This is a genomic window from Gammaproteobacteria bacterium, assembly GCA_024235095.1.
Classification (GTDB): domain Bacteria; phylum Pseudomonadota; class Gammaproteobacteria; order Competibacterales; family Competibacteraceae; genus UBA2383.
Map to the genome: position 1 here is coordinate 2,622,511 of JACKNC010000001.1, position 25,396 is coordinate 2,647,906.

At 55.8% G+C, this 25,396-nt stretch carries 29 protein-coding genes; 8 read left to right on the top strand and 21 right to left on the bottom strand.

What is annotated here, in order from left to right:
• Positions 1 to 123: 123 nt before the first annotated feature.
• Together H6973_11595 and ureG are read left to right on the top strand one after the other, a co-directional pair.
• A complete protein-coding gene (locus H6973_11595; GenBank protein ID MCP5126240.1) occupies positions 124 to 951 on the top strand; it encodes a protein phosphatase 2C domain-containing protein in 828 nt (275 codons plus the stop codon).
• A gap of 16 nt (positions 952 to 967) precedes the next feature.
• Positions 968 to 1,615, top strand: coding sequence for an urease accessory protein UreG (ureG, locus tag H6973_11600; GenBank protein MCP5126241.1), 648 nt, complete (start codon positions 968 to 970; stop codon positions 1,613 to 1,615).
• A 213-nt stretch (positions 1,616 to 1,828) separates the two neighbouring features.
• Here the strand turns inward: ureG and rpoH are convergent, their stop codons facing one another.
• Together rpoH and ftsY are read right to left on the bottom strand one after the other, a co-directional pair.
• Positions 1,829 to 2,710, bottom strand: coding sequence for an RNA polymerase sigma factor RpoH (gene rpoH / locus H6973_11605; GenBank protein MCP5126242.1), 882 nt, complete (start codon positions 2,708 to 2,710; stop codon positions 1,829 to 1,831).
• A gap of 97 nt (positions 2,711 to 2,807) precedes the next feature.
• Positions 2,808 to 3,893: a signal recognition particle-docking protein FtsY gene (ftsY, locus tag H6973_11610; GenBank protein MCP5126243.1), complete on the bottom strand. Its 1,086-nt coding sequence runs from the start codon at positions 3,891 to 3,893 to the stop codon at positions 2,808 to 2,810.
• A gap of 259 nt (positions 3,894 to 4,152) precedes the next feature.
• Here ftsY and H6973_11615 point away from each other — a divergent pair, with 259 nt between their 5' ends.
• Positions 4,153 to 4,887: a hypothetical protein gene (locus tag H6973_11615; GenBank protein MCP5126244.1), complete on the top strand. Its 735-nt coding sequence runs from the start codon at positions 4,153 to 4,155 to the stop codon at positions 4,885 to 4,887.
• Positions 4,888 to 4,994: 107 nt separating this feature from the next.
• On the top strand, positions 4,995 to 5,510 hold the full coding sequence (locus H6973_11620; protein ID MCP5126245.1) for a hypothetical protein: 516 nt from the start codon (positions 4,995 to 4,997) through the stop codon (positions 5,508 to 5,510).
• Between the two features lie 134 nt (positions 5,511 to 5,644).
• On the opposite strand, the gene H6973_11625 is transcribed toward H6973_11620, so the two are convergent.
• From H6973_11625 to arsB, 5 genes are read right to left on the bottom strand one after another with little or no spacing between them, the layout of a single operon-like run.
• Positions 5,645 to 6,124 carry an arsenate reductase ArsC gene (locus H6973_11625; protein ID MCP5126246.1) on the bottom strand — a complete coding sequence of 160 codons (480 nt, stop codon included), beginning with the start codon at positions 6,122 to 6,124 and terminating at the stop codon, positions 5,645 to 5,647.
• Between the two features lie 2 nt (positions 6,125 to 6,126).
• On the bottom strand, positions 6,127 to 6,360 hold the full coding sequence (locus H6973_11630; GenBank protein ID MCP5126247.1) for a TM0996/MTH895 family glutaredoxin-like protein: 234 nt from the start codon (positions 6,358 to 6,360) through the stop codon (positions 6,127 to 6,129).
• A 19-nt stretch (positions 6,361 to 6,379) separates the two neighbouring features.
• Positions 6,380 to 7,738, bottom strand: coding sequence for a permease (locus H6973_11635; protein MCP5126248.1), 1,359 nt, complete (start codon positions 7,736 to 7,738; stop codon positions 6,380 to 6,382).
• 55 nt (positions 7,739 to 7,793) lie between these two features.
• Positions 7,794 to 8,177, bottom strand: coding sequence for a DUF2703 domain-containing protein (locus tag H6973_11640; GenBank protein MCP5126249.1), 384 nt, complete (start codon positions 8,175 to 8,177; stop codon positions 7,794 to 7,796).
• 17 nt (positions 8,178 to 8,194) lie between these two features.
• Positions 8,195 to 9,244: an ACR3 family arsenite efflux transporter gene (gene arsB / locus H6973_11645; protein ID MCP5126250.1), complete on the bottom strand. Its 1,050-nt coding sequence runs from the start codon at positions 9,242 to 9,244 to the stop codon at positions 8,195 to 8,197.
• 483 nt (positions 9,245 to 9,727) lie between these two features.
• Between arsB and H6973_11650 the strand changes: the two genes are divergently transcribed.
• On the top strand, positions 9,728 to 11,659 hold the full coding sequence (locus H6973_11650; GenBank protein MCP5126251.1) for a nitrate- and nitrite sensing domain-containing protein: 1,932 nt from the start codon (positions 9,728 to 9,730) through the stop codon (positions 11,657 to 11,659).
• Positions 11,660 to 11,669: 10 nt separating this feature from the next.
• On the opposite strand, the gene H6973_11655 is transcribed toward H6973_11650, so the two are convergent.
• Both H6973_11655 and H6973_11660 read right to left on the bottom strand, forming a co-directional pair.
• Positions 11,670 to 11,843 carry a hypothetical protein gene (locus H6973_11655; GenBank protein MCP5126252.1) on the bottom strand — a complete coding sequence of 58 codons (174 nt, stop codon included), beginning with the start codon at positions 11,841 to 11,843 and terminating at the stop codon, positions 11,670 to 11,672.
• Between the two features lie 47 nt (positions 11,844 to 11,890).
• Entirely contained in the window at positions 11,891 to 12,064 is a 174-nt protein-coding gene (locus tag H6973_11660; protein MCP5126253.1) for a hypothetical protein, read from the bottom strand.
• 257 nt (positions 12,065 to 12,321) lie between these two features.
• On the opposite strand from H6973_11660, the gene H6973_11665 reads away from it, so the two are divergent.
• Both H6973_11665 and H6973_11670 read left to right on the top strand, forming a co-directional pair.
• Positions 12,322 to 14,238, top strand: coding sequence for a DUF4214 domain-containing protein (locus H6973_11665; GenBank protein MCP5126254.1), 1,917 nt, complete (start codon positions 12,322 to 12,324; stop codon positions 14,236 to 14,238).
• Between the two features lie 358 nt (positions 14,239 to 14,596).
• Positions 14,597 to 15,526 carry an IS110 family transposase gene (locus H6973_11670; GenBank protein ID MCP5126255.1) on the top strand — a complete coding sequence of 310 codons (930 nt, stop codon included), beginning with the start codon at positions 14,597 to 14,599 and terminating at the stop codon, positions 15,524 to 15,526.
• 205 nt (positions 15,527 to 15,731) lie between these two features.
• On the opposite strand, the gene H6973_11675 is transcribed toward H6973_11670, so the two are convergent.
• The 6 genes from H6973_11675 to H6973_11700 form a co-directional block, all read right to left on the bottom strand.
• Positions 15,732 to 16,880, bottom strand: a complete 1,149-nt coding sequence (locus tag H6973_11675; GenBank protein ID MCP5126256.1) for a succinylglutamate desuccinylase/aspartoacylase family protein — start codon at positions 16,878 to 16,880, stop codon at positions 15,732 to 15,734.
• Positions 16,881 to 16,951: 71 nt separating this feature from the next.
• Positions 16,952 to 17,560 (bottom strand): CoA pyrophosphatase, encoded by a 609-nt coding sequence (locus H6973_11680; protein ID MCP5126257.1) that lies wholly within the window; start codon positions 17,558 to 17,560, stop codon positions 16,952 to 16,954.
• A gap of 11 nt (positions 17,561 to 17,571) precedes the next feature.
• On the bottom strand, positions 17,572 to 18,357 hold the full coding sequence (locus tag H6973_11685; protein MCP5126258.1) for a TatD family hydrolase: 786 nt from the start codon (positions 18,355 to 18,357) through the stop codon (positions 17,572 to 17,574).
• 12 nt (positions 18,358 to 18,369) lie between these two features.
• A complete protein-coding gene (locus tag H6973_11690; protein MCP5126259.1) occupies positions 18,370 to 18,714 on the bottom strand; it encodes a PilZ domain-containing protein in 345 nt (114 codons plus the stop codon).
• 25 nt (positions 18,715 to 18,739) lie between these two features.
• Positions 18,740 to 19,768 carry a DNA polymerase III subunit delta' gene (locus H6973_11695; protein MCP5126260.1) on the bottom strand — a complete coding sequence of 343 codons (1,029 nt, stop codon included), beginning with the start codon at positions 19,766 to 19,768 and terminating at the stop codon, positions 18,740 to 18,742.
• A 15-nt stretch (positions 19,769 to 19,783) separates the two neighbouring features.
• Entirely contained in the window at positions 19,784 to 20,098 is a 315-nt protein-coding gene (locus H6973_11700; GenBank protein ID MCP5126261.1) for a DUF1311 domain-containing protein, read from the bottom strand.
• A gap of 131 nt (positions 20,099 to 20,229) precedes the next feature.
• On the opposite strand from H6973_11700, the gene msrA reads away from it, so the two are divergent.
• On the top strand, positions 20,230 to 20,874 hold the full coding sequence (gene msrA / locus H6973_11705; protein ID MCP5126262.1) for a peptide-methionine (S)-S-oxide reductase MsrA: 645 nt from the start codon (positions 20,230 to 20,232) through the stop codon (positions 20,872 to 20,874).
• Positions 20,875 to 20,955: 81 nt separating this feature from the next.
• Here the strand turns inward: msrA and rlmH are convergent, their stop codons facing one another.
• The 6 genes from rlmH to H6973_11735 all read right to left on the bottom strand — a co-directional run bounded on the left by rlmH (position 20,956) and on the right by H6973_11735 (position 25,392).
• Positions 20,956 to 21,426, bottom strand: coding sequence for a 23S rRNA (pseudouridine(1915)-N(3))-methyltransferase RlmH (rlmH, locus tag H6973_11710; GenBank protein MCP5126263.1), 471 nt, complete (start codon positions 21,424 to 21,426; stop codon positions 20,956 to 20,958).
• 12 nt (positions 21,427 to 21,438) lie between these two features.
• Positions 21,439 to 21,783 carry a ribosome silencing factor gene (rsfS, locus tag H6973_11715; GenBank protein ID MCP5126264.1) on the bottom strand — a complete coding sequence of 115 codons (345 nt, stop codon included), beginning with the start codon at positions 21,781 to 21,783 and terminating at the stop codon, positions 21,439 to 21,441.
• 16 nt (positions 21,784 to 21,799) lie between these two features.
• On the bottom strand, positions 21,800 to 22,477 hold the full coding sequence (gene nadD, locus H6973_11720) for a nicotinate-nucleotide adenylyltransferase (protein MCP5126265.1): 678 nt from the start codon (positions 22,475 to 22,477) through the stop codon (positions 21,800 to 21,802).
• 30 nt (positions 22,478 to 22,507) lie between these two features.
• Positions 22,508 to 23,782, bottom strand: a complete 1,275-nt coding sequence (locus H6973_11725) for a glutamate-5-semialdehyde dehydrogenase (protein MCP5126266.1) — start codon at positions 23,780 to 23,782, stop codon at positions 22,508 to 22,510.
• Between the two features lie 63 nt (positions 23,783 to 23,845).
• Positions 23,846 to 24,877, bottom strand: a complete 1,032-nt coding sequence (locus tag H6973_11730) for a DNA polymerase III subunit delta (GenBank protein MCP5126267.1) — start codon at positions 24,875 to 24,877, stop codon at positions 23,846 to 23,848.
• Positions 24,878 to 24,885: 8 nt separating this feature from the next.
• Positions 24,886 to 25,392 (bottom strand): hypothetical protein, encoded by a 507-nt coding sequence (locus tag H6973_11735; GenBank protein MCP5126268.1) that lies wholly within the window; start codon positions 25,390 to 25,392, stop codon positions 24,886 to 24,888.
• Positions 25,393 to 25,396 lie beyond the last annotated feature (4 nt).

Consider the following 25,396-nt stretch of genomic DNA (forward strand, 5'->3'; position numbering starts at 1 on the left):
AAGACCTTGTTTGGCATAATAGCAGTTATTCAGGCAGGTAAAATTCCACTGTAATCGTTTCTTTTTGCAACTCATGGGATTAAATTAATACCAACCCGCCGCGACCACAGGGATTTTTTCATCATGATGATTGCCTTGGATTCGTACTACACCATCGGCAAGCTGCATTTGTTTTGCGAGGATTATGTGGGTCAAGGTTGGCAACCTTTGCCTTATGTGATTTTAGCCGATGGCTGCTCCGCCGCTCCGGACAGCGACCTGGGCGCGCGGTTGCTGGTTTTGACCGCGCGTCGTTTGTTGCCGCGTTTCGCCTTGAAAGGTTACGACTTGGCAGAGAGAACCGTCCGGCACTGGTCGCTGGGACGGCGCATCATCCGCCGCGCTGCCCACCAGGTCCAGGATTTGGGCGTCGATACGGCGGTACTCGACGCTACGTTGCTCATCGCCTGGTGCGACGGAGAGAGCATACACGTCCATCTTTATGGGGATGGCTGCATTGCGACCCGGCAAGCGGATGGATCGGTCCGAGCAATCCAGATCGAGTATGCTGAAAATGCCCCCTTCTATTTGAGCTATCTGCTGGATGCCAATCGGTGCGCCTTGTATCGCGAAGCTGTTGGCAACGCGCAGATGGCGCAAAGTATCCATGAATTCGGCGAGGGGGGGGCAACTGTTCGTCAGGCCGCTTTTGATGCGCCCATCGTGTTCAGCTTCTCTTTGACAACTTTCCCAGAGGTGGCCGTGGCCACTGATGGTCTGCATTCCCTGATGAATGTTGAAACTGGGAAACGCATAGAAATACTGGAAGTTGCCCGGCGGTTGTTGGATTTCCCAAACCTTGAAGCCGGTTTTATGAAGCGCCAGATCCGTAATGTATTGGTTGAGTATGGTCAACAAAAAGTATTCAATCTCGACGATGTCGGCATGGGCGTATTTGTCAGGATGAATTGAGAAAGAGGCGCTGTATATGAATAAGCAACCCCTGCGTGTTGGCGTCGGCGGCCCGGTGGGTTCTGGCAAAACCGCCCTGGTCGAAGCGCTGTGCAAGACGCTGCGTAGTTACTATCAAATCGCTGTCGTGACGAACGACATCTACACCTACGAAGACGCGCAGTTCTTGACCCGCGCCCAGGCATTGGAGCCGGAGCGGATTGTTGGTGTGGAAACCGGCGGTTGTCCGCATACGGCGATTCGTGAGGACGCCTCGATGAACCTGGCGGCGGTCGAACAATTATGCGAGCGTTTTCCTGATCTGGACCTGGTGCTAGTGGAGTCCGGCGGCGATAACCTCAGCGCTACGTTCAGTCCGGAACTGTCCGACCTGACGATCTACGTGATTGACGTAGCTGCGGGTGACAAGATTCCGCGTAAGGGCGGCCCCGGCATCACCCGTTCCGATTTGCTGGTGATCAACAAAATTGACCTTGCCCCCCATGTGGGCGCGTCGCTGGAAGTGATGGAGCGCGACGCGCTGCAGATGCGCGGTGAGCGACCGTTTGTGTTCACCAATTTGAAAACCCAGCAGGGACTGGATCAGGTCATTGATTTTATTGTTGAGCAGGGAATGTTGGACGTGGGCGCAAGTCAGAGAATCAAGGGTAGTGGTTCACAATGACGACTCGATTGCGACCCGGCTTTTTAGCCTGATTGACTGAGAAGGCCGCCTAAATGACGACCTTAAAAGGGTTGGAAACCTTAACTTAAATTTCAACGGTTTTTGTCTTGACAATGGGGTCCGCTTTAACCTGATGCGCCTACCCAGGATCGAAAGTTCCGAACATAAAAAACCCCCGCTGTCAAAGCGGGCGTTCTGGTTATCTCATCGACTTCAGGCCGGCGCGGGCAAAGCCGCGCGCAATTTCTTCATAGCGCTGTTTTCCAATTGCCGGATGCGTTCAGCGGAAACCTTATATTCAGCCGCCAACTGGTGCAAAGTCGGTTTAGCATCGCTCAGCCAGCGACGTTGCATGATGTCTCGGCTGCGCGGGTCCAGCCGCTCCAGCGCTTCGCCCAGTTGACTGACCGCCCGTTCATCCCAGTCGTCGCGCTCCAGCGCTTCCGCTGGATTAGCCTGTTCGTCACGCAAATAGGCGGCGGGTGCGAAATTCTCCACATCGTCGTTGCCATCGGCTTCCGGGAAAGGGTCGAACGATACATCATGGCCATTGAGTCGCGATTCCATTTCCAGGACGTTCTCGGCGCTGACGCCAAGCTCCCGCGCGACGGTGTTGACTTCCTCGTGGTTGAGCCAGCCCAGGCGTTTTTTTGAGCCGCGCAGCTTGAAGAACAGTTTGCGCTGCGCTTTGGTGGTGGCGACCTTGACGATTCGCCAGTTGCGCAGGATGAATTCATGAATTTCCGCCCGAATCCAGTGAACCGCGAACGAGACCAGCCGCACGCCGTAGGCCGGGTCGAAACGTTTGACGGCTTTCATCAGACCAATGTTGCCTTCCTGAACCAGATCGGCCAGCGGCAAGCCGTAGCCGAGATAACCACGGGCAATATGCACCACGAAGCGCAGATGGGCCACGATCAGGCGTTGCGCTGCTTCCAGATCGTGGCGCAGCCGCAAACGCTGGGCTAGTTCCTGCTCTTCTTCGGCGCTGAGCATCGGCATCCGGTTGACCACCTGGATGTAGCTCTCCAGGTTGCCGACCGGTGCCGGCAGATTTTCAATACGGGGAACCAGCGCAGTCGTCGTCATCGTCATTCATTCCTCCCGTTGATTCACTTGATTAAGCACTATTTTAGCACTCACGCCCTTAGAGTGCCAAATTTGGGAGAGGTTCCGTTCGCCAAACCGTGGTTCAGTAGCCCGCTTCCTCATCCAGCAGAGCGGCGACGAACTCGGCAGCGTCAAACATACGTAAATCTTCGATGCTTTCGCCCACGCCGATGAAGCGAATCGGCAGACCCAGCCGGCGGGCGATGGCAAACACAATCCCGCCCTTTGCTGTGCCGTCGAGCTTGGTCAGGATCAGGCCGGTTACGCCGACCGCTTCATGAAACTGCACAGCTTGATTTAAGGCGTTCTGGCCGGTGCTGGCATCCACGACCAACAGCGCCTCATGCGGCGCAGTGGGATCGACTTTACCCATGACCCGTTTAATCTTTTTCAGTTCCTCCATCAGATTCGATTGGGTGTGCAGGCGACCAGCGGTGTCGGCAATCACTACGTCGACTTCACGGGCTTTGGCGGCCTGAATCGCGTCATAGATCACCGAGGCGGCGTCGGCTCCGCTTTTCTGGGCGATCACGGGAATGTGGTTGCGCTCGCCCCAGACCTGCAATTGTTCAACGGCAGCGGCGCGGAAAGTGTCGCCGGCGGCCAGCAGCACCGAATGTCCCTCAGTTTGCAGCCATTGCGCCAGTTTACCAATCGTCGTGGTTTTGCCAACGCCGTTCACCCCAACCATGAGAATCACGTAGGGACGGGATTCACTGGGTCGCCAGGGTTGCTGACAAGGTGTGAGGATCGCCAACAGTTCGTCGCGCAGGGCCTGGAGCAATGCGGTCACATCGCTTAATTGCTGGCGTGAAACCCGCTCGGTCAGCTGCCGAATCAGGTGGTTTGTGACGTCCACACCTACATCCGCCAGCAGCAGGCGGCTTTCTAGTTCTTCCAGCGCCTCATCGTCCAGTTTCCGCCCCTTGAACAGGCCCGACAAACCGGAGACCAATCCCTGGCGGGTGCGCCGCAACCGGTCGCGCAATCGGGCAAAGCGCTCCGGTTTCGGCTCTGCGGACTCGAGGGACTCCCCGAATGTCTTATCCTTGCGGAAGGAAGGAAAGCGAATTGGGCGATTCAATACCTCGAATAAACCGGGTTTCTTACGTTCCGGGAGGTCGGCGCTGAGAGTGCGGGTGACGGAGTCATGTTTAGGGTCAGTCATAAGGAAGATCCAGAAGGGTTAGTACGGCGGTCACAATGGGCTGTTTTGGTTAAATCGATCTCCACTTTGAGCCATCCACTTTGAGCCATCTACAACGAACTGCTATCGAATGCTTACTGATAATCAAGTTTTAAACTCCCATTTTTATTAATTTTTTATTATAAAACAATTTATTATAGTTTTGGCATGGTCAATGCTGGCAAGAAGTCAACATACCACTTTTTATTTTCTCAATGATGATCCCAGAAGGAGGACGACTATGTATTACGAAGATGTTGAGATCAAAAAGGGCGACACCTTAAGTGAACTGGTCTATGCCTATGGCTATAAAGGTAGTGATTGGATCACTGTTTGGAATGACGCGAAAAACAGTAAGCTCAAGGCGTTGCGCAAGCGACCGGAACTGATACAACCCAAGGATATTGTGTATATTCCCATCCCGTGGACCATTAAATCGACTACTATGACCTTTGACGCGGCCAAGACCAAGGTTCAATTCCAAGCCACCCGAGACGGTCTGCAAGGTTCGAGACTGCGTTGGGTGCAAACCGTGGATCGTGGCAATCAACCTTTTGGCAATGCCCCCTATGGAGCTCCACGCTTTGTCGTGGATCCCTCATCACCGCCGGACGACAATCAACCATTTTATTATACGGACACCGAACTGACGGCAGATCCAAAACGGCGTACTACCTTTTCCGATGCGCCGTTTCGGCATCCTCCCTTAAAGGCCAAGGGAACCACAGAATGGCGGGCGATGCTCTCGATCGGCGTGGTCACTGACAAGCGAGTCACAGTTCTAGACACTCATTACTGGGGGTTCGACAAAGATCCAAAAGGCGTCGTGACCAAAGTTCCTGCTAAAAAAGCGACTCAGGCGGAGGTCGATGACCATCTCGCCCTCTTGAAAGACGGCTTTGGGTTAAAAGATCTGCCAGGCACTAAGGCTTACTTTAAAGATATGGGATGGACTTTCAGAAAAGGAACGCCCTGATCGACTGGAGGTCTCGCCATGATGAAAGCCTTCTGCTTATGGGAGTGTATGGAATGGCATTTGCGATTATGCGGCCATCTTGCCTCAACCGATAGCGTCGAATCAAAATGACTCAGTACGCCGCCAAAAGTTTTTTCCTGAGCCTAATTCTTACAACAATGATTTTTTCTCCAATAGCCACATGGGGTTGTGTTATGAACCAAGATCTTACCGACAATATGGAAAGAATGGTCGTTAAGTTGACCTATCTCGGCATACAGGATAAGCCGATTCCTTCCTTATTATTCAGTGTGCGCGTAGTTCCCGAAGCGTTGGAGATGTTGAAACGACATCAACTGCTCCATGCCAACGATGAATATGGAATTACCAACATCGTGATCGCCCCACAACGCTTGCAAAAGCTTGTCGAGCTGGTAGAGCGGCGTGCGGGAAATGTTGCGGATGATTCCACTCCATCCGTACTGGGCATTGCCTTGATTGTTACAGGGCAACAGGGTTGCCGGGAATTTCAATTGGCCAGTGCAGATGCCGCCATTTTCTTCAATCAATTGCATGAGGCGCTATCCAGCGATAAGGAAGCGGTCACTCAATTTGACTGGTGGAGGGCGCGAACGAATCTTTGATGCTATGTAACTACCAACATATCCTATCATTATAGCATGGGTTGCTCCTGAGTTTGGAAAGCGCCGCCCATCGGGCCTGGATCAGGCCCGCCTGCCGATCTTGATTTGAACGCCCAATAAACGGCCTAAAATCGCTAAGGCAATAGCGCGCCAATACGATCCAGCTCCGTTTTCAAGCGGGCGCGGTCGTTCTGTAACTCAGTCAGCGGCAACGCCAGGAACGCTTCTATACGGTTCCGCAGCACCCGATAAGCGTGCATAAACGCCGCGTTAATCTCCTCATCAGTACCAGTCACATGCGCCGGATCTTCCACACCCCAATGTGTGCGCAGCACAGGCCCTAGATACGCCGGGCAAGTTTCGCCCGCCGCGCTGGTGCAAACCGTAATCACGATATCCGGCGTGACCGGCAGGTTATCCCAGGACTTGCTGTAATAATCCTCGGTCACGATGCCCTCGCGCGCCAGCAAGGCCAGCGAGCGTGGATGCACCTGACCCGTCGGATGACTCCCGGCGCTCAGCGCTTTCCAGCCCGGCGGGGCCAGATGATTGAAGGTGGCCTCGCCCAGGATCGAACGGCAGGAATTACCCGTGCAAAGAAACAGGACGTTCATCGTCAGGCGCTCAACAGCTTTTTGATTTCCTCCACCGATAACACTTTGCCGGCGCTCTTGATTTCGCCATTCACCGCCAGCGCTGGCGTGGTCATCACCCCGGCGTCGATAATAGCGTTCATGTCGGTGACCTTCTCCACCTCATAGTCCAGACCCAGGGCCTGAGCCGCCGTCGCCGCATGTTCGCCGAGCGTGAGGCATTTGGAACAACCTTTGCCGAGAATTTGCAATTTCATCATGAACCTTACTCCTCGTTTATGAATAGAACACGCCAAATATCACGCCGGAGCAGGTCGCCATGACCACCACCAGCGCACAATAAACCAGGGTTTTTTGCGTACCGAGAATGCTGCGGATGACCAGCATGTTTGGCAGGGACAACGCCGGTCCCGCCAGCAGCAGGGCCAGAGCCGGTCCTTTACCCATGCCTGCGCCCAACAGACCCTGAACGATGGGAATTTCGGTCAACGTGGCGAAATACATGAGTGCGCCCAAAAACGCGGCTAACAGATTGGCCAGCAGGGAATTGCCGCCAACCAGCGCACTGACCCACGCTGAAGGAATGACGCCTTCGTGACCCGGTCGGCCTAACAAAAATCCGGCCAGCAACACGCCGGCCAGCAACAGGGGCAGGATCAACTTGGCAAATCCCCAGGTCTGACTCAGCCATTCCTCACCTTCGTTTGGACGTAGGGCGACGGTTAGGGTCAAGCCCAATAGCCCGGCGGTAAAAGCCAGTTCTGGGTGTTGGGGGGCGAAAACCGCCAGCCCGGCAACCACAGCGCCGGTCACCGCCAGCGGTCGCCAGTCCCACTGCCAGCGCCCGATCAGCAGGACTGCCAGACCGGCTCCGCTCAGGGCGGTCAGCGGCCATTTCCAGGCAAAAATCGTATGCCAAACGGCGCTGTCTTCAGCGCGGGCCGGCGCCCAATTGGCGAACACAAGCACCGCGATCATCAGGGCGAAAAAAGTTGTGGTCTCGCCCAATGGCCGACTGTCCTGTTCATCCAGAGTGAACCCCTTGGACGCCGTCGCTCGCGCCAGCTCCTCGCGGTAGTAAATCCAGTGCATGATCAGTCCGATCACCAAGGCAAAAACGATGGCGCCAATCGCCCGCGCCACGCCGAGCTCCATGCCCAATATGCGCGCTGTCAGGACAATGGCCAACACATTGATCGCCGGCCCGGAATAGAGAAAGGCAATGGCCGGTCCCAGTCCCGCGCCGCGCCGGTAGATGCCGCCAAACAGAGGCAGCACCGTGCAGGAACAGACCGCTAGAATCGAACCTGATACTGAAGCAACCCCATAGGCAGCCGTCTTGCGGGCAGCGGGACCCAGGTATTTCATCACAGCGCTTTGGCTGATGAACACGGCAATCGCCCCGGCAATGAAAAACGCTGGAATCAGACACAGGATCACATGTTCGCGGGCGTACCATTTCAGCAGGGCCAATCCTTCGAGAACAGCGTTATCGAAGCGCGTCGTACCCGCTGGCATGAAGAACGCTGCCAGAAACAGAGCCAACATGCCCGCCAGCCATTTCATTTCAGTAGGGTTCTCTCTCGTGCGCGCACGCAGCCGACTCAGCGCGCGCCCACAAGCATTAGCCGGCATAGGAGAGAGTGTCGTCATGGAATGACCCCGGTTAATTTGAATGAGACGGGCATACTCAACAGCATCGAGCTACAGCGCAGGCGGCTTGCCGGATCAGCGCGGCGGGGATCGCCTCGAAAGTGTGTCCCCCCACGGAAACGGTGCGGCAAACGCTGGGCTCGCCGCACAGATCGCCGCAGGACTGGCATTCGCTTGCTGATGCAGAAGCGTCCGGCAACACCGCTTCCAGCGGTATGTCATTGAACAGGATTAGATTCGACTCGGATAACTGTTCGAGCGGCAACTTTGTTTCACGGTACGCAACCGTGACGCCGCGTGGCGCGCACTCCGCCGCCAATTGCGCGACGACCTGTTGCAGGGATTGCAAGGTGTCCGAACAGCGTAAGCAGGTGCGTCCGTCCTTGTCGAGATGACGCCATTCGATTTCCAGAGTGGTCATGCCGTTTCTCCTGATATTTAAGGGGTTTCTGTGGCTAGGGTATTTAACTTTTGCTCATACCAGCCGCGACTGCGATTGACGATGTTCGCCACCAGCAACATAACCGGCACTTCGATCAGGACGCCGACGACCGTCGCCAACGCTGCGCCGGAGTTGAAGCCGAATAAGGCAATCGCCGCCGCCACCGCCAATTCGAAGAAGTTGCTCGCGCCGATCAGCGCCGACGGTCCCGCTACGCAATGCGGCGACCCGACCTTGCGATTCAGCCAGTAGGCCAGTCCCGAATTAAGAAACACCTGGAGCAGAATCGGAATCGCCAGCAATAGAATCACCAGCGGCTGCGCCACGATTTGCTCACCCTGGAAACCAAACAGCAGCACCAGCGTCGTCAACAGCGCGACCAGCGAAGTTGGCCCCAGGATGTCCAGTAATTGCGCCAATCCGGCTGCGCCCTGCGACTTCAGCACGACGCTGCGCACCACCTGAGCGATAATCAGGGGAATCACGATGTACAGCACGACGGATAGAAACAGCGTTTCCCAAGGCACGATAATCGAAGTCAAGCCCAACAGCAAAGCCACGATGGGGCCGAAAGCGAACACCATGATCACATCGTTCAATGCCACCTGGGTCAAGGTGAAATGCGGTTCGCCTTGGGTCAGATTGCTCCACACGAACACCATGGCGGTGCAAGGTGCGGCGGCCAACAAAATCAATCCGGCGATGTAGGATTCGATCTGGTCTGCTGGTAGCAGCGGCGCGAACAATCCGCCGATGAACAGCCAACCCAGCAGCGCCATCGAGAACGGCTTGACGCCCCAGTTGATCAACAGGGTGACGCCGATCCCTCGCCAGTACTGGCCGACCTCGCGCAATGCGGCAAAGTCGATTTTGATCAGCATCGGAATGATCATCAGCCAGATCAGCACCGCCACTGGCAGATTGACCTGAGCGATTTCCAGCCTGCCGATGGCCTGGAACAGGCCAGGCAGGAAATGCCCAAGGACGATGCCGGCGACGATGCACAGCGCGACCCACAGGGTCAGATAACGCTCGAAAAATCCCAGTTGCAAGCCTTCTGCTGCTTTGACGTTGACTTTACACGCTGCGCTCATGGGGTGGGTGTGCTCCAGAAACAATTGAGTCGAATTATGATTTGATATTTTCAATATAATGGAAATAAAAAAACAAATCAACTCGCCTGAATTCAATTATTTTTTTATAACTTACGTATGTCTATTTTTACAATGATGCCGTTCGATCAGACTCACTTGTGTCATGAGAATCCTTTTCGGGCCATAAACTGTTCATATTTCAAAATGAAATAAATGGCCTGAACAGCATTTCATATTGAAACATTATCTTGGCTTACTGCACACGCTGTCATTTGTTTTTTTATTTTATCTATTTGAATATAAAAATAATTAATAAATAAACTAATAGATGGAATACTTTATGCAAAATTTGCTTGCGGGCAATAACTCAAGCATCGCTCGCAAGCAGGCCCTAATCGATAGGTTTAATTTGTATAGGCTTTGAGGATTTCTAGCATGGTAAATCTCTTTAAGAGTATGAAAATCTGGCAAAAATTGATGATTGTTGGATTGCTGCTTAGCATCCCTATTTTTTTGCTGGCCTATCTGCTGACCACAGAGATGAATATTGCCATTCGGTTTACTCACAAGGAAACTCAAGGGGTAGAGTACATACAAGCAGTTCGTGAATTATTGCAGCATACGGCTGAGCACCGTGGTATGAGTAATGCTTATCTAAGTGGCGACGCCTCATTTCGAGAGAAAATTCTTGCTAAACAGAACCAAATTACAAATGATATCGAATTGATAGATGCGGCTGACGCAAAATATGGCGTCCTGCTGAACAGCACGGACCAATGGCAAAGCATTAAGGCGGAATGGCAGAAATTTCATACTGACGCTTTCAGTTTGCCCGCCAAGGAAAGCTTTGCACGACATACGGCATTGATTAAACAGTTGATTGATCTGACGTTGCAAATTGGTGTGAATTCCAATCTGATCCTGGACCCTGAACCCGATAGTTATTTCATGATGGATTGCATCGTCAATTGGTTACCCGTAGTCGTCGAGGATATGGGGCAATTGCGGGGACTATCAGCAGGTATTGTAGCGCGCGGTCAAGTGACCGATCGTGAGAGAACACAGCTTTCAAAATTAATCGCCCGTTCTCAAATCATGCAAGAAGGTGTACAGAACAGTCTGGATCAAGCGTTCAAATATAATCCAGCGCTTCAACCGATTTTGAGCAGCCAGCAGGAATCTTTCATTACGTCTACTCGTGATTTTCTTGCTCTTGTAGAGCAATATATTGTGAACGGTGAACAACAGGTCGATACCTCTCTTAGCGCAAGTGAAACTTTTGACGCTGGCACCCGCGCTATTGTTGCTGGATTCAACCTCTACGATATAGCCAGCCCAGCGCTTATGGAATTGCTGCAACAACGGGTTACGGTGCTGAATGCAAGAAAATATCGAATTTTAGCAGGTATTTTATTCTGTGTATCGTTGGCGTTAAGTCTGGCCTATGGTATTGTCCGCGCTATCGTAAAGTCGTTACGGCAGGCCGAAACGGTCGCTAAGGCCATTGCAGTAGGTCAACTAGGCAGCAAGATTGATATCACAAGCACCGATGAAGTAGGTCAATTGTTGGGATCGCTGGCTACTACTCAGGAAGCATTGATAAAAGTACTAAGAAAAATCAAGGAAACAGCAGAGATCGTTGAGAACGGTAGTTGCGAAATGTACCAAGGCAAGGAAGATCTGGCCCAGCGAACTTCGGAAGAAGCGGCCGCCTTGGAAGAAACCGCTGCGAGTATGGAAGAACTCCTTGCAACCGTGAGACAAAGCACTGACAATGCCGGGCAAGCTAATCAAGTGGTGGCGGAGGCTCGTTCACAGGCGGAACAAGGCAGGCAGGTGGTTGACCAGGCTGTCACTGCTATGAACGCTATCTATATCAGCAGCCGTAAGATCGTCAACATCATTGGCGTGATTGACGAGATCGCATTTCAGACTAACTTGCTGGCCTTGAATGCGGCGGTTGAAGCCGCGCGCGCCGGCGAGCAAGGTCGCGGTTTTGCTGTCGTGGCTGCTGAAGTCCGCAAGCTTGCGCAACGCAGCGCTGATGCGGCTAAGGAGATTAAAAGCCTGATTACCGATAGTGTTGCTAAAGTAGAAGATGGAAACACGTTCGTCGAACGCGCAGGTCGCACCCTTCAGGAAATTGTTATTGCGGTCAAAAAAGCCGGCGCCATTGTCGCCGAAATCACCGTGGCCAGCCAGGAACAAACATCTGGTATAGAACAAGTCAATACGGCTGTTTTGCAAATGGAACAAGTAACCCAGCAAAATGCCGCTTTGGTCGAGGAAGCGTCTGCCGCCTGTCAATCCTTACGCGATCAGGCAGTGGAGCTTCAGGGGTTGTTAGGGTTCTTTAAACTGGCTTAATCATGACCGGCTACTCGCCCGTCGCCACAGCATCGCCCAACTGTTGTTTGCGATAGACCAGCACCCCGGCGACGGGCGTGGTCAATGCATCCACGCCATCGAGCGGCGTTAGTTCACAACACGGTTCCAGGACAGCGCCGGGATCGCCGGTAATGGCGCCGCGCTGTTGCAGGAAACGTAGCAACGCCGTTGCATCAGCCCAGCCGTCGCATATTTATCATTAACATCCTCTTAAGCACGCAATTCAACCGTGGTCGCAAAGCAGGCCAGCGGTATTACATCCTCATGTGCTGGCAATGCTTCGCGCAGTTTCCACCACAGGTCAGCACAGGCTTCGTCGAACGGTTCGCCACCTGGATTCTCCTCCAGCAACACGACTTCTGCGCCCAGTTCCGCGCCTAGCAAACTGTACCAATAATTACGTCTTGCAAATGTAGTTATGGTCTACTCAATTGGTTGGGATTCGCCTTTTATTTGTATCTAATATTTATCTAATGGTTTTTAGATAAAAATAAGGTCTGTTGGATAGATTTTTTGTCAATAAAAAATACAGTGTTATATAAAAATATTAGGAATTGTCACTTGAATACCACGATTAAGTGAACTATTTATAAAAGTTGTTTCGTCTGAGACTAATTTCAACATGCCTTGGAGATCAAACAATGCACAGTCAGAAACTGCCTTCCTTAATCTTTTATATGATATTGTTTTTATTTGTTAATGAACCTGCAAACGCAGCAATTTTTACCGTCACCAATACCAATGACAATGGTGTTGGCTCGTTGCGACAGGCCATCATTGACGCCAATAACGCCACAACCACTGATGATACCGTCATATTTCAAGCCGGCATCAACGGTGCCCTGCAAACCAGTGGCGGCTTCATCATTACCGACAATCTTGATATTCAAGGGCCTGGGGAAAGCTTGGTCATCAATGGCAACAATGCCCAGCGGATTTTCACGATCAACAGTGGCGTGACCGCTACGCTCTCGGGTCTGCAACTTCAGAATGGTGGGATTGATAACCACGGAACGCTGACTCTCAGCAACAGCACGATTCAGTCCAGTGCCTGGAATGAGGGCAATGGGGGCGCTATTTACAACACCGGTACAGGAACGCTGAATGTGGACAACAGTGTATTGTCCAGTAATTCGGCTGCCTGGGGTGGAGGTATTGCTAACGACGGCATTTTAACGATCACCCACAGTACGCTAGCCAACAATTCGGCTATAAACGACGGCGGTGGTATTGTGAATACCAAAGGGACCCTGACAGTGAGTGACAGTACGCTGTCTGGCAATTCGGCAGGCGCTTGGGGAGGCGGCGTCAGTAGCTGGAGCGAAAACTTGAACGCCAACTTGACGACCATTATCAATAGCACGCTGTCTGGTAATTCAGCAGCGAACGACGGTGGGGGTATTACAAACACCAACGGGAGTTTGGTGATCAGCAATAGCACACTGTCCGGCAATTCGGCGGGGGTCTATGGCGGCGGCATTAGTAGCTATAGTGAGGACTTTAACGCCAACCTGATCTTCACCATTAGCAACAGCACGCTGTCCGGCAATTCGGCTATGAAGGGCGGCGGTGGTATTTCGAACAATACGACGACCTTGGCGATCAGTAACAGCACCCTATCCGGTAATTCGGCAGGCGTGTTTGCCGGTGGTATTAGTAATTATGCAGCGCCCCTGACCGTCATCAACAGCACACTGTCCGGTAATTCGGCAACAGACAGTGGCGGTGGTATTGCAAACAACGAAGCTCTCCTGACCGTCACCAACAGTACGCTGTCCGATAATTCGGCTGTGAACAGCGGCGGTGGTATTGTGAACTACAGTGGTTCCTTAACGCTTGGCAATAACTTGATCGCTGGCAACACGGCGAGCAATGGTAAAGAAGTTTACCGTAATGGCACCTTCACGTCCCTGGGCCACAATCTGTTCGGCGAGAATGGCAGTCCAGGGTTGGCGAACGCTAATCCCATCAACAGCGATCTTATTCTCCCTGGCCCAGCCAGCACGGCGATTGGCCCTCTCGCGGACAATGGTGGCCCGACCCAGACCCATCTTCCGGTCGCAGGTAGCCCGGCGATTGACGCGGGCGATAACCTGCTCGTACCCGAAGCGCTCATCACCGACCAGCGCGGCTATGGCCCGCGCATCGTGAATAGCATCGTGGACATCGGCGCGGTCGAAGTAGGGGCCACGGATCCCGCCACTACCCTGATCACGCACTACTACGAGTCCATTTTACGCCGTAGCCCTGAACCGGATGGACTGGCTTTTTGGCAAGCGCTCATTGCCGAGAAACAGGCGCAAGGGGAAGATGTCAAGCCTGTATTCCGGCAAATGGCCAACTTCTTTTTCTTTAGCGATGAATATTTGGCAAGAAACACCACGGATGGAGAATTCATCACCAATCTGTATTTCACCTTCTTCCAGCGGGAACCAGACCAGGGTGGGATGGATTTCTGGTTGAACCGGCTGGCGAATGGTTATGGCCGCGATCAGGCGATGGGCGACTTCCTCTTCGTACCCGAATTTGCCTCCTTCATGCAAGCGTTAGGCTTCTGAACAAGCAGAGGTAAGCGTTCACCTTGTATGTTTGAAATTGGTTAAAGTGTGGATGAACGTGGTAGCACGATACACCTCTGGGAGTATAGAACCCGTGGGGGAGCCTGAAGCGCCACGTTGATTTTCCAGTGGACCTGAAGCCCGGACAGTTGCCGGGGTCGAAACCCGCATCGTGCAAGGTTGGGATGAGGAACACATGATGATGAAGAACGCTGTCGCGACTGCGGTCCACACCGCACTCAACACCGAACGTCCCCAGAGACTGGAACCGTCGCCCGCGGCGTCGGTGGCGCCCTTGCACCCCGGCCCGGCTTCGGCTTCCCAGGAGCTCCCATCGCCAGGCCCGTCCGAGTGCTGGGTGGGGATCGATGTGGCCAAGGCGCATGTGGATGTAGCGACGTGGCCCCCCACCGAACGTCTGCGGGTCCACCGCGATGAAGACGGCTTGAACGCCTTGACCGCGTGGCTGCACACGCGGGCGCCCCGGTTGATCGTCCTGGAAGCCACTGGCGGCTTGGAGACGCCGGTGGTCGCGGCGCGGGTGGCCGCCGGTCTGCCGGCGGCGGTGATCAACCCGCGCCAAGCCCGCGATTTTGCCAAGGCGCTGGGCCGGCTGGCCAAGACCGACGCCCTGGATGCTGCGGTGCTGGCCCGCTTCGGTCAGGCGATCCAGCCCGACCCCCGGCCCTGGAAGGACGCGGAGATTCAGGAACTGACCGCGCTGATCCAGCGGCGGCGGCAGATCGTGGAGAGGTTGACGACGGAAAAAAACCGCCGGGCCTGCGCCCATCCCCGGATCAAACCCGACCTTCAAGCGACCATCGCCTGGCTTGAACAGCGGCTCAAGGACCTGGATGGCGACCTCCAGCGCCGCTTGCGGGCCAGCCCGGTCTGGCGCGAACAGGACGATCTGCTGCGCAGCGTACCCGGCATTGGCCCCGTCACCTCGGCGACCCTCCTGGCCGCCTTGCCCGAACTGGGCACCCTCGATCGGCGCCAGATCAGTGCACGCGTCGGCGTCTGCCCGTTCAATCGCGACTCCGGCCAGAGCCGCGGCCGCCGCATGATCTTCGGGGGCCGCGCCGGGGTTCGGGCGGTGTTGTCCATGGCTACAGTCACGGCCAGCCGCTGTAATCCGGTGATCCACGCCTTTTACCCACGCCTGCGGACCGCCGGCAAACCCGCCAAAGTGGCGTTGACGGCCTGCATGCGCAAAATGTTGACCATCTTGAATGCCATACTCAAGGCGAAAACTCCTTGGCCGCCTCTGGAGGAGTGCAGGGCCTGACGTTTTCAACACAGTTGCTCCCCCCTTTGAAAAAGGGGGGCTGGGGGAGATTTCGCATGGTCGCTGGGGCCAAAATTCCCCATCACCCCCCTTTGCCAAAGGGGGGGGACTGAATGGTTACCAAGCAGAGCAGGGTGTGTGGTCATTGAAAACGCCATTAACAACTCTCCTCTCCTGTGGAAGAGGGGAACTTTTGCAAAACTTCTCAATCTTCCAGCAACTTGCCCGCCTGCCGGTGACTTAGCGATTCGGCTCCGGCAACTTTGCAAATCTTCTGCCCTGGTCGCGCCAATCGTTCGGTTATGCGGGCAAACAGTCGGCCATGAGTAGCGCTACAAATCGGCATCCGCGCCATGCCAGGAGGATTGCCCAGCAGATCGACCCATTCCGCGACCACTTCGCCCGCCGCCACAGCATCACCCAACTGTTTGCGATAGACCAGCACTCCGGCGGCGGGCGCGGTCAATACATCCACGCCATCGAGCGGCGTCGGTTCACAACGCGGCGCTGGGATTGGCCCTGGATCGCCGGCAATGACCCCGCGCCGTTGCAGAAAACGCAGCAACGCCGCTGCATCAACCGCCGCGTATTCATCATTAACATCCGCCTGACCACGCAATTCAACTGTGGTCGCAAAACAGGCTAGTGGTATTACCTCCTCGTGTGCGGGCAACGCTTCGCGCAATTTCCACCACAGACCAGCACAGGCTTCGTCGAACGGTTCGCCACCCGGATTCTCCTCCAGCAACACGACTTCCGCGCCCAGTTCCGCGCCTAATGCGACCGCTTCTTCGCGTTGCCAGCAGGAGGCATATAAATGCAGCAACGCCTCGCCATCGCAATGCAGATCGAAGACGAAGTCAGCGTCAAACGCCAAACGCAGCAGCGCCCGCTTGAGCGCCTCGGTTTCCCGGAGGGCTGACTGCTCAGCCAGCACAGTTCGCAATGCCTCGCGGATCAACGCCACATTAGCTTCTGGATCAGCGGACAACCGTCCCTGGACGCGCGCCAGAACCGCAGGCGTCAGATCAGGAAAACCGCGATTGAAATTACCCGCGCCTTCAAAATCAAAGCGGCCCAGCAATCGGCCATGCAAATGCTGATTCAGTCCAATGGGATTAGCGACCGGAACCACGATGACTTCGCCGAGGATGCGCCCTTCCGTTTGGGCCTGTTCCAATTCGCGCAACAGGCGCTGCGCCACCAGCAAGCCCGGAATCTCATCCGCGTGCAGCGCCGCCTGAAAATACGCTTTAGGCCGAGCGCCCGGCGCGCCATAGCGGTGGACGTGCAGGGTGTGTTGCGTACCGGGAGTGGGCGCCGGCAGTTCGATCGTCGCGGTATCGGCGGGCATGGTGGAGCGCTCCTAATGAAAAATTTTGCTGGGCCAGTCGCTGCCTCCGCTTCACGGCGGAAAAATCTTCGTCAGGGCAATGGAGGATTACCCGTGAGCCGCCGGGCGAAATTGATCAGCATGGCGGCGGTCGCGCCCCAGATAAAACGGTTTTCATAAGGAATGACGTAATACTGCCGTTGCTGACCCTTGTAGAGCATGCTGTGACGTTCGTGATGACGGGGATCGAGAATGAACTCCAGCGGCACCTCAAAAGCCTCCGCAACCTCGAAGGCATCCAGGGTCAGTTCGAAGGGCGGCGTTACGAATCCGACGACCGGCGTAATCAAAAAGCCGGTCACCGTTTGATACAGATCGAGAAATCCGGCAATCTCGACGATATGCCGACGATGCAAGCCAATTTCTTCCTCGGCTTCGCGCAAGGCCGTTTCCACCGGACTGGTGTCTTCCGCCTCGGTCCGACCACCGGGAAAACTGATTTGTCCCGCATGATGCTCAAGATGGTCGGTGCGCTGGGTCAATAGCACCGTATAGCCTTCGGCGCGTTCGACCAGAGGCGCCAGCACCGCCGCCGGCATCAACGTCCGTTCCTCACGCGCTGTGCCGGCAACGGCGTGGTCGCCAGCAAAGGTTTCCACCTGATGCGTGGAACGCAGGCAGCGGCGCACCCGATCGCGCATTGCTGCGTGATTCATGCATACCCCACGTCGACGCCGAACAGCCGGCTGTAGTTGGCGGTCGTCATGGCCGCCACCTGTTCCAGCGATTCACCCCGCAGGTCCGCTATGAATTGCGCAACATGCCGAACCCAGGCCGGGTGGTTGGGCTTGCCTCGGTGCGGAACCGGCGCAAGATAAGGCGAATCAGTTTCCACCAGGATCCGGTCAGCCGGCATCCGTCGCGCCGCGTCCTGAATCGGTTTGGCGTTTTTGAAGGTGACGATGCCGGAGAAGGAGACATAGAAGTTCAATTCCAGCGCCCGCGCCGCCATGTCCCAGTCTTCGGTAAAGCAGTGCAACACCCCGCCTACTTCGGCTGCGCCTTCATCGGCCAGAATGCGCAAGGTATCTTCGCGGGCGTCACGGGTATGGACGATTAATGGCTTACCCAGCTCGCGCGCGGCAGCGATATGGATGCAAAACCATTCCTGCTGACGCTGTTTACTCTCGTGACCATGGTAGTAATCCAGGCCGGTTTCGCCGATGGCGACGACCCGCTCTTTACAACTTAATGTCGCCAATTCCGCCACAGTCGGCGCTCGGCGACTCTCTTCGCTGGGGTGTACCCCTACGGACAAGGCGATTTGCGGATAAGGTTCGGTCAACCGCGCCAGCGCGGGCCAGCTTTCCAGATCAGTGGCCACGCTCAACAGGCGAGTGACGCCATTGGCCAGTGCGGCTTCCAGTACTCCTGTCAGATTGCCGCCGAACCGGGTCAGATCAAGTCGATCCAGATGGCAATGGGAATCAATCAACATAAGGCGCCATCGTTACATCGTATTGGTGGGCTGGTCAATCCGGGTGTAGCCGGCCAGCAGCGCTTCGATTTTTTTCCGAAGTCGTTCGCCATCAGCGCCCCCGAACTGGATGCCAACCCCAATTTGTCGACCGCCCGGCGTCGTCCGGTAGTTGATCCAAATGACTTTACCGGTAATGGCAAACCGTTCCGGATCCTCCAGCAAAGTCAGCAAGAGAAAGACTTCATCACCCAGCTCGAAGGTTTTTTCCGTCGGGATAAAAACTCCGCCCCCTTTGATAAAGGGCATATAGTTGGTCTGCAACATCACCTTGTCCTTGATGGCAAGGGCGATGACGCCTTGTCGTGGACCTGCCATGGGTTCAGCCTTATATAAGCATGTTCTAAAGAATATTCGATTTTTCGTTCCCTGATGCGCCACTGAGAAAGGCTTCCAGAAGCATCTGCGTATTAACCTGGGTTACCGTACACAGGGTATGCAAGCGAATGGCTGCATCCAGACGCTCGAACAGCCGGCGTGGAGACTGGCGGGCCATCCAGTTTCGCAATGCAGGTCGCAAATCGGGGTTATGCAACGGGGTGAAGCCGGGATTCATCTTAAGCCGAATCAAATCGGTATGCCAACTTATCAGCCAGCATAAATTTTCAACCAGATTGTCTTGCCCCCAATTTTCCGCTGCCCGAATGGGGTCGAGCTGACCTGCTATAACCTGTTCGTAGCCCTCCATTAATGCCTGACGGCGGTGCCAGCGTTCCCCATCGGCGTAAGCTAAGGCCGCCAGGGGGACTCCATTAGCGGCGTCAAGCAGCGCCATTGGCTCCAGTGGGGGAGACAGCCGCGATGCCAGCCAGGTTCCTGCAACTTCCCGGGAAGGCGTGCTAAAACTGATGATCTGACAGCGACTGCGCACGGTGGCTGGCAGGCGCGCCGGTTGGGCGGTCACTAACAGTAACAGGCTGTTGCCAGGCGGTTCTTCCAGGGTTTTCAGCAAACTGTTAGCTGCATTGACATGCAAACGATCAGCCGGTTCCAGGAGGGCGATCTTATAGCCGCCATAGTGGGGGGTGTACCCGAGAAGTATGCAGAAATCACGAATTTGATCAATTTTGATCACTTTGCTCTTTTTTTTGGACGATGCATTGTCGGCGCTGTCATCTTCTGGACAGATTGCCAGATAATCGGGGTGGCTACCGGTTTGGAACAGGTGACAGGCCCGACAACGATCACAGGCATTACCCTCAGCGTCGGGCGAGGCGCATAGCAGACTTTGCGCAAGTCGACGAGCGAAGACGCTTTTGCCCAATCCTGCGGGTCCGGTTAGTAACAGGGCGTGTGGCAGCCGTCCAGCGGCCCGGCGCTGTTGGAGTTGTCCCCATTGCGCCTCGTGCCAGGGCAACCGTTCATCGCTCATTAGTCGCGTACTCGATCAATATTCATTCAGTCGGCTCATGCGCTCCTGATAGCGCGCGCGCAAACAGCGAACATCCGCGCCGCAACTATTGCGCGCAGTCAGCCAGGATCGCTGATCTTCGCGCAATCGTGAGGCTTGACGCTGGGGCAATTCGTTTAAGAGGGAGCGATAGAGAACCGCCATGTCTTCATCCAGACGGTTGAGACCGGGATTAGAGCACACAGCGATTTCGGCTGAAGTGCTGGCTTGTGTGCAATCATAGCTGGCGGTTTGCGCTGGGAGCGGTAACAGACTCGCACAGATCAGCGCCAGATAAAATGATTTAGGCATAGTGGGTTCCTCATCTTTAGTGGATAGTTCCAGTGCATAGCATAACCGTCATGGATCAAGTCGCAAGTCGGTTTTTGGAAACGCACTATTTCTGAAAGAGTCAAATTACCGTTCCCTTATTATCAGGAGAAATGTTTATGCTATGGTTGCAACGCAAAGTTCAGATGCTGCGTCCTGAAGAAGCATTGCCCGGTCGGGCAACGCCGATGCCGGTCCCGATGCGTCACTATGTGAACGGTCATCCCTTACAATCGCCTTTTCCAAACAATATGGCGGAAGCTGTTTTTGGCCTCGGTTGTTTCTGGGGCGCGGAGCGTAAATTCTGGACTCTGTCTGGCGTGTACAGCACGGCTGTTGGTTACGCGGGAGGTTTTACTCCGAACCCGACCTATGAAGAGGTGTGCAGTGGCCTGACCGGTCACACCGAGGCGGTGCGGGTGATTTTTGATCCGGCAGTTATTTCATACAAGCAGCTGCTTCAGACGTTTTGGGAAGCACACGATCCCACACAAGGCATGCGTCAAGGTAACGATGTGGGAACCCAATACCGTTCAGCGATCTACACTTACAGTGAAGCTCAGCATGCTGCCGCCGTAGCCAGCCGCGATGCCTATCAACAATGGCTAACTGCTGCCGGTCATGGGCGGATCACAACTGAAATTGCTGAAGCGCCGCCCTTTTATTACGCCGAGGATTATCATCAGCAGTATCTGGCGAAAAATCCTGGCGGCTACTGTGGTCTGGGGGGCACGGGTGTGCGTTGCCCGCAGGCTTGACGGCATGAGCATTAGGGGTTGTCTCTCCCGGCCCGCCCGGTGTTTTATCGTTGGCGCGGCGGGCAACGCAAAAGTCGAGCGTCAAGCGCGATGATAAGGATGATGATTGAGCAGGCTCCAGGCCCGGTAAAGCTGCTCGGCGACTACGACGCGCACCAGAGGATGCGGCAGGGTCAAACGAGACAACGACCAGAGTTGCTCAGCGTGCTGGCGACAGGCCGCATCCAGCCCATCCGGGCCGCCGACGAGCAGACTCAGATCGCGGCCCTCTTGTAGCCAGCCCGCCAGCCGCTCCGCCAGCTCCACGGTGCTCCATTCCCGGCCTCGTTCATCCAGGGCAATGATCCGGGAACCGGAGGGAACCGCCGCCAGCAATCGCTCGCCCTCGGCGCGCACCAGACGGGCTATATCGGCATGCCCACCGCGTTTACCGGCGGAAATCTCCACCAGATTCAATGAGCATTCCCGGGGCAGGCGTCCGGCATATTCCGCATAACCGGCTTTGACCCAGTCGGGCATGCGAACGCCTACAGCAAGCAGGTGGATTTTCATGTCTAAACATCATCAAACCTTCAGCGCCCTGGCTACATCCACCGACCACAGTTTCTCCAGATTATAAAAATCTCGGGTCTGCGGCAGCATGACATGCACCACAATGTCCGCGAGGTCGACCAGCACCCATTCAGCTTCGCGTTCTCCTTCGACGCCGAGCGGACGAATGCCGACCGCCCTACATTTCTCAATGACTTTGTCGGCCAGCGCTTTAACCTGACGGGTCGATGAGCCGCTGGCAATGATCATCAGATCGGTGAAACTGGCTACATTGCGCACGTCCAGCACCCGGATATCCTGGGCTTTCACTTCTTCCAGGGCGTCAACAACGATCCTTTTTAAAACCTCAAGTTGCATGAATTTTCGCATATCCTCATGAATTAAAAGAATTTTCAACAAATGGCGACCGGTACAATTCCTGGTCGTGGATGCAGGCCAGCACCGCTTCTGGCAACAGATAGCGGGGTGACTGGCCGCGCGCCAGCAAGGCGCGGATTTGGGTAGCGGAAATATCCAGTTGAGTCACAGGTTGAAACAGGATGCGCCCTGCCGGTTGCGTGCGCAGGAACGATGCATCCGGCGTGATGCGAGGTGCTGCCCATTCTTCCAGTATCAGCGGCAATGCTTGCGAAGCGCCGGGCCGCTGCATCACAACAATATGCGCCACTTTAGCCAGATCTCGCCAGCGACTCCAGGTATGCAGCTCCTGAAAGGCGTCAGCGCCAATGATGAGACAAAGAGGCGTCTCCTGACCGAACTCATCGCGCAGCGACGCCAGCGTATCCACCATGTAGGAGGTTCCCTCGCGGCGCAATTCCCGGTCATCGGCGGTAAAGCCAGGTTGTCCAGCGATAGCCGCCCGCACCAGCGCCAATCGCTGTTCGGCGGTCACTTGCGGCGTTCCGCGATGCGCGGGAATCCGGCAGGGAATGAAACGCACCTCGGCCAGTTCCAGCGTTTCCAGCAACTCCAGCGCTGGCCGCAAATGGCCGTAATGAATGGGATCGAAAGTACCGCCCAGAATGCCGATCGGGCGGGGGGTATTTAACATGGGAATAACAGGAATCCTGGAGGTCCTGGGTTAACGGCGAATATGCCCATCGCCCAGCACGATGAACTTCTGAGTGGTTAAGCCTTCCACGCCAACCGGACCGCGCGCGTGCAGTTTATCGGTGCTGATGCCGACTTCCGCGCCCAATCCGTATTCGCCGCCGTCGGCAAAGCGCGTCGAAGCGTTGACCATCACTGAACTGGAATCCACTTCGCGCAGGAAACGCCGCGCCCGGCTGTAGTCCTCGGTCACAATGGCGTCGGTGTGCGCGGAACCGTAGCGGGCGATGTGATCCATCGCCTCATCCATGCCTTTGACCACGCGAATCGCCAGGATCGGCGCCAGATATTCCTCATACCAGTCCTCTTCAGTCGCCGCGGCGATGCCCGGCAGCAGGTCGTGGGTTCGTGCGCAGCCGCGTAATTCTACGCCCTTTTCTTGATACATCCGACCCAGCGGCGGCAACACTCGATCAGCGATGTCTTCCGCAACCAGTAATGTTTCCAGGGTATTGCAGGTGCCATAACGCTGAGTTTTCGCGTTGTAGGCTACAGCGATCGCTTTTTCCAGATCAGCGCGGTCGTCGATATAAACATGGCACACGCCGTCCAGATGTTTGATAACCGGCACGCGCGCTTCGCGGCTGATGCGCTCAATCAGACCCTTGCCGCCGCGCGGCACGATCACGTCCACATATTCGGCCATGCGGATCAGCGCTCCCACCGCCGCGCGATCAGCGGTATCGATGACCTGTACGGCATCCGCCGGTAGACCGGCGACCGCCAGCCCCTGCTGGATGCAGGCGGCAATGGCCCGGTTGGAATGCAGCGCCTCGGAGCCGCCGCGCAGGATGGCGGCGTTGCCCGATTTCAGGCACAACGCCGCAGCGTCGGCGGTTACGTTGGGCCGGGATTCGTAGATGACGCCAATGACGCCCAGCGGGACGCGCATCCGCCCCACTTGGATGCCGGAAGGACGGTATTTGAGATCGGTGATTTCTCCAACCGGATCGGTTTGGGCGGCGATCTCTCGCAACCCCTGAGCCATGGCCTTGACGCCCTTGGGCGTGATTTCCAGGCGATCCAGCAGCGCTGGTTCCAGGCCGGCGGCGCGACCTGCTTCCATATCCAGCCGATTCTCCGTTAACAACGTGGTTTCAGCCGCTTCCAGGGCTTCGGCAATCGCCAGCAGGGCGGCGTCCTTGGCCTGGGTTTCCGCGCACCCCACGATGCGCGAAGCCGCGCGGGCGCGTTGGCCAATCGCTGTCATCTGGGCCTCTATGACGCTCGTCATATCCTGATTCATGTCATTCATCAAGCAAAACCTCATGGCCGCCGCTTCGCGCGTTGGCGTGTATTTCATGCCCATTTAGAGGGACTTTTCACCGGGCAATAATTCCCGACCGGTCAGCCGCAAACCTGCTGTCAGCAATTCATCCCAGGGCGCGCCAATTTCTGCGCCCTTAATGCAGCGATCAATGTGTGAACACTCACGCAACAGGCGTCGACAATCGGTCAACGTCAAGCGTTGCAGAGCCTGGCGAACCAGTGGCTTGCGCTTTTCCCAGATTTTGTTAGCGTTCAGCGCCGCTTCCAGGGATTGCCCCCCAGCGCGGGCAAAAGCCAGACTGTGCAAAGTACGAACTTCTCGATGCAAAGCCCAGTTGACCAGCACCGGTTCGATGCCTTCGCCGCGCAAGCCGTCCAGAATGCGCACTACTCGTTCTGCATCGCCCAGCAGTGCGGCGTCCACAAAATCATAGATGCTGAAACGGGCGCTGTCTCCCACGGCGGCCAGAATGGTTTCGACGGTTAATGACCGGTCGTTTACTGTCAGGGCCAGCTTCTCAATCTCCTGGGCCGCCGCCAGTAAATTGCCCTCCACTCGCTCGCTAAGCAGCGTCACGGCTTCAGGCGCGGGGTGAAGACCCTTATCGCGTAACCGACGTTCAATCCAGGCCGGTAGTTGGCGCGCATCGACTGGCAGGGCGGGTATGGCGACTCCCGCTTCGTCCAATGCGGTAAACCAGCGACTTTTCTGCGCTTGCCAGTCGACTTTGCCGACGGTGATCAGTAGCACCGCATCTTCGGCGGGTCGCGCCGCGTAGGTGATGAGCGCCTTGCTGCCTGCATCGCCCGGCTTGGCGTCGCCGATCCGCAATTCCAGCAATCGGCGGCTGGCGAACAGGGAAGGACTGGAAGCCAGTTGCTGCAGGGCGTTCCAGTTGAAACCGGTTTCCACAGTCAGACCTTCCCGTTCACTATAGCCGCGCTCGCGGGCAGCGGCGCGGATCGCGTCGGCGGCTTCCTGGGCCAGCAGAGTTTCCTCGCCGAACACCAGGTAGATGCGCGCCAGCGTTTTACACAAATGCGCGGCGAGTTTGTCGGGAGGCAGGCGCAAGGGGAATCTCAGGAACCGGCAGCGGCTTGCAGGCGGCGGACGATTTGCCAGGACAGGTCCTCAGCCATGCTGTCGACTAAAGACTCCTGCGCGGCTTCAAAGCCCAGCACCCGGTTTTCATCAAACAGGACCGTACGGTTCGCATTGAATGCTTCAGGGGAAATCAGCGTTTGCCCATTGGCCAGCGTTACCTGGTAAGTCACATCGTAGGCGATCACATACTGACGCTCGATATCGAAGCGGTCGGCGGCCACAACGCGACGACCGCTACCCTCGCGCAGGATGGTCAGCGTGGCGGTCGCCTGGGCCGGATCGCGGGTAATGGTTACGCCATTGTTCGCCAGCAACAACGGAAGTTTGCGGCTCACGGAACCGGGTGGGGAAAGACCTGACTGGCTTTGCACGTAAGTCACCCGCATTTCCGGCGGCAATTGCGCCTGGCCGCGCAATTGAAAGCCGCAACCCGCCAAGGCCAGCAATATCAGGCCAACGCCACTTCCCATCATCCAACGCATGACC

Coding starts and splice junctions, on each gene's coding strand:
- H6973_11595 (MCP5126240.1), top strand. CDS start 124: ATGATGATTGCCTTGGATTCGTACTACACCATCGGCAAGCTGCATTTG.
- ureG (MCP5126241.1), top strand. CDS start 968: ATGAATAAGCAACCCCTGCGTGTTGGCGTCGGCGGCCCGGTGGGTTCT.
- rpoH (MCP5126242.1), bottom strand. CDS start 2,710: ATGACGATGACGACGACTGCGCTGGTTCCCCGTATTGAAAATCTGCCG.
- ftsY (MCP5126243.1), bottom strand. CDS start 3,893: ATGACTGACCCTAAACATGACTCCGTCACCCGCACTCTCAGCGCCGAC.
- H6973_11615 (MCP5126244.1), top strand. CDS start 4,153: ATGTATTACGAAGATGTTGAGATCAAAAAGGGCGACACCTTAAGTGAA.
- H6973_11620 (MCP5126245.1), top strand. CDS start 4,995: ATGACTCAGTACGCCGCCAAAAGTTTTTTCCTGAGCCTAATTCTTACA.
- H6973_11625 (MCP5126246.1), bottom strand. CDS start 6,124: ATGAACGTCCTGTTTCTTTGCACGGGTAATTCCTGCCGTTCGATCCTG.
- H6973_11630 (MCP5126247.1), bottom strand. CDS start 6,360: ATGAAATTGCAAATTCTCGGCAAAGGTTGTTCCAAATGCCTCACGCTC.
- H6973_11635 (MCP5126248.1), bottom strand. CDS start 7,738: ATGCCGGCTAATGCTTGTGGGCGCGCGCTGAGTCGGCTGCGTGCGCGC.
- H6973_11640 (MCP5126249.1), bottom strand. CDS start 8,177: ATGACCACTCTGGAAATCGAATGGCGTCATCTCGACAAGGACGGACGC.
- H6973_11650 (MCP5126251.1), top strand. CDS start 9,728: ATGGTAAATCTCTTTAAGAGTATGAAAATCTGGCAAAAATTGATGATT.
- H6973_11665 (MCP5126254.1), top strand. CDS start 12,322: ATGCACAGTCAGAAACTGCCTTCCTTAATCTTTTATATGATATTGTTT.
- H6973_11675 (MCP5126256.1), bottom strand. CDS start 16,880: ATGCCCGCCGATACCGCGACGATCGAACTGCCGGCGCCCACTCCCGGT.
- H6973_11680 (MCP5126257.1), bottom strand. CDS start 17,560: ATGCGCGATCGGGTGCGCCGCTGCCTGCGTTCCACGCATCAGGTGGAA.
- H6973_11685 (MCP5126258.1), bottom strand. CDS start 18,357: ATGTTGATTGATTCCCATTGCCATCTGGATCGACTTGATCTGACCCGG.
- H6973_11690 (MCP5126259.1), bottom strand. CDS start 18,714: ATGGCAGGTCCACGACAAGGCGTCATCGCCCTTGCCATCAAGGACAAG.
- H6973_11695 (MCP5126260.1), bottom strand. CDS start 19,768: ATGAGCGATGAACGGTTGCCCTGGCACGAGGCGCAATGGGGACAACTC.
- H6973_11700 (MCP5126261.1), bottom strand. CDS start 20,098: ATGCCTAAATCATTTTATCTGGCGCTGATCTGTGCGAGTCTGTTACCG.
- msrA (MCP5126262.1), top strand. CDS start 20,230: ATGTTTATGCTATGGTTGCAACGCAAAGTTCAGATGCTGCGTCCTGAA.
- rlmH (MCP5126263.1), bottom strand. CDS start 21,426: ATGAAAATCCACCTGCTTGCTGTAGGCGTTCGCATGCCCGACTGGGTC.
- rsfS (MCP5126264.1), bottom strand. CDS start 21,783: ATGCAACTTGAGGTTTTAAAAAGGATCGTTGTTGACGCCCTGGAAGAA.
- nadD (MCP5126265.1), bottom strand. CDS start 22,477: ATGTTAAATACCCCCCGCCCGATCGGCATTCTGGGCGGTACTTTCGAT.
- H6973_11725 (MCP5126266.1), bottom strand. CDS start 23,782: ATGAATCAGGATATGACGAGCGTCATAGAGGCCCAGATGACAGCGATT.
- H6973_11735 (MCP5126268.1), bottom strand. CDS start 25,392: ATGCGTTGGATGATGGGAAGTGGCGTTGGCCTGATATTGCTGGCCTTG.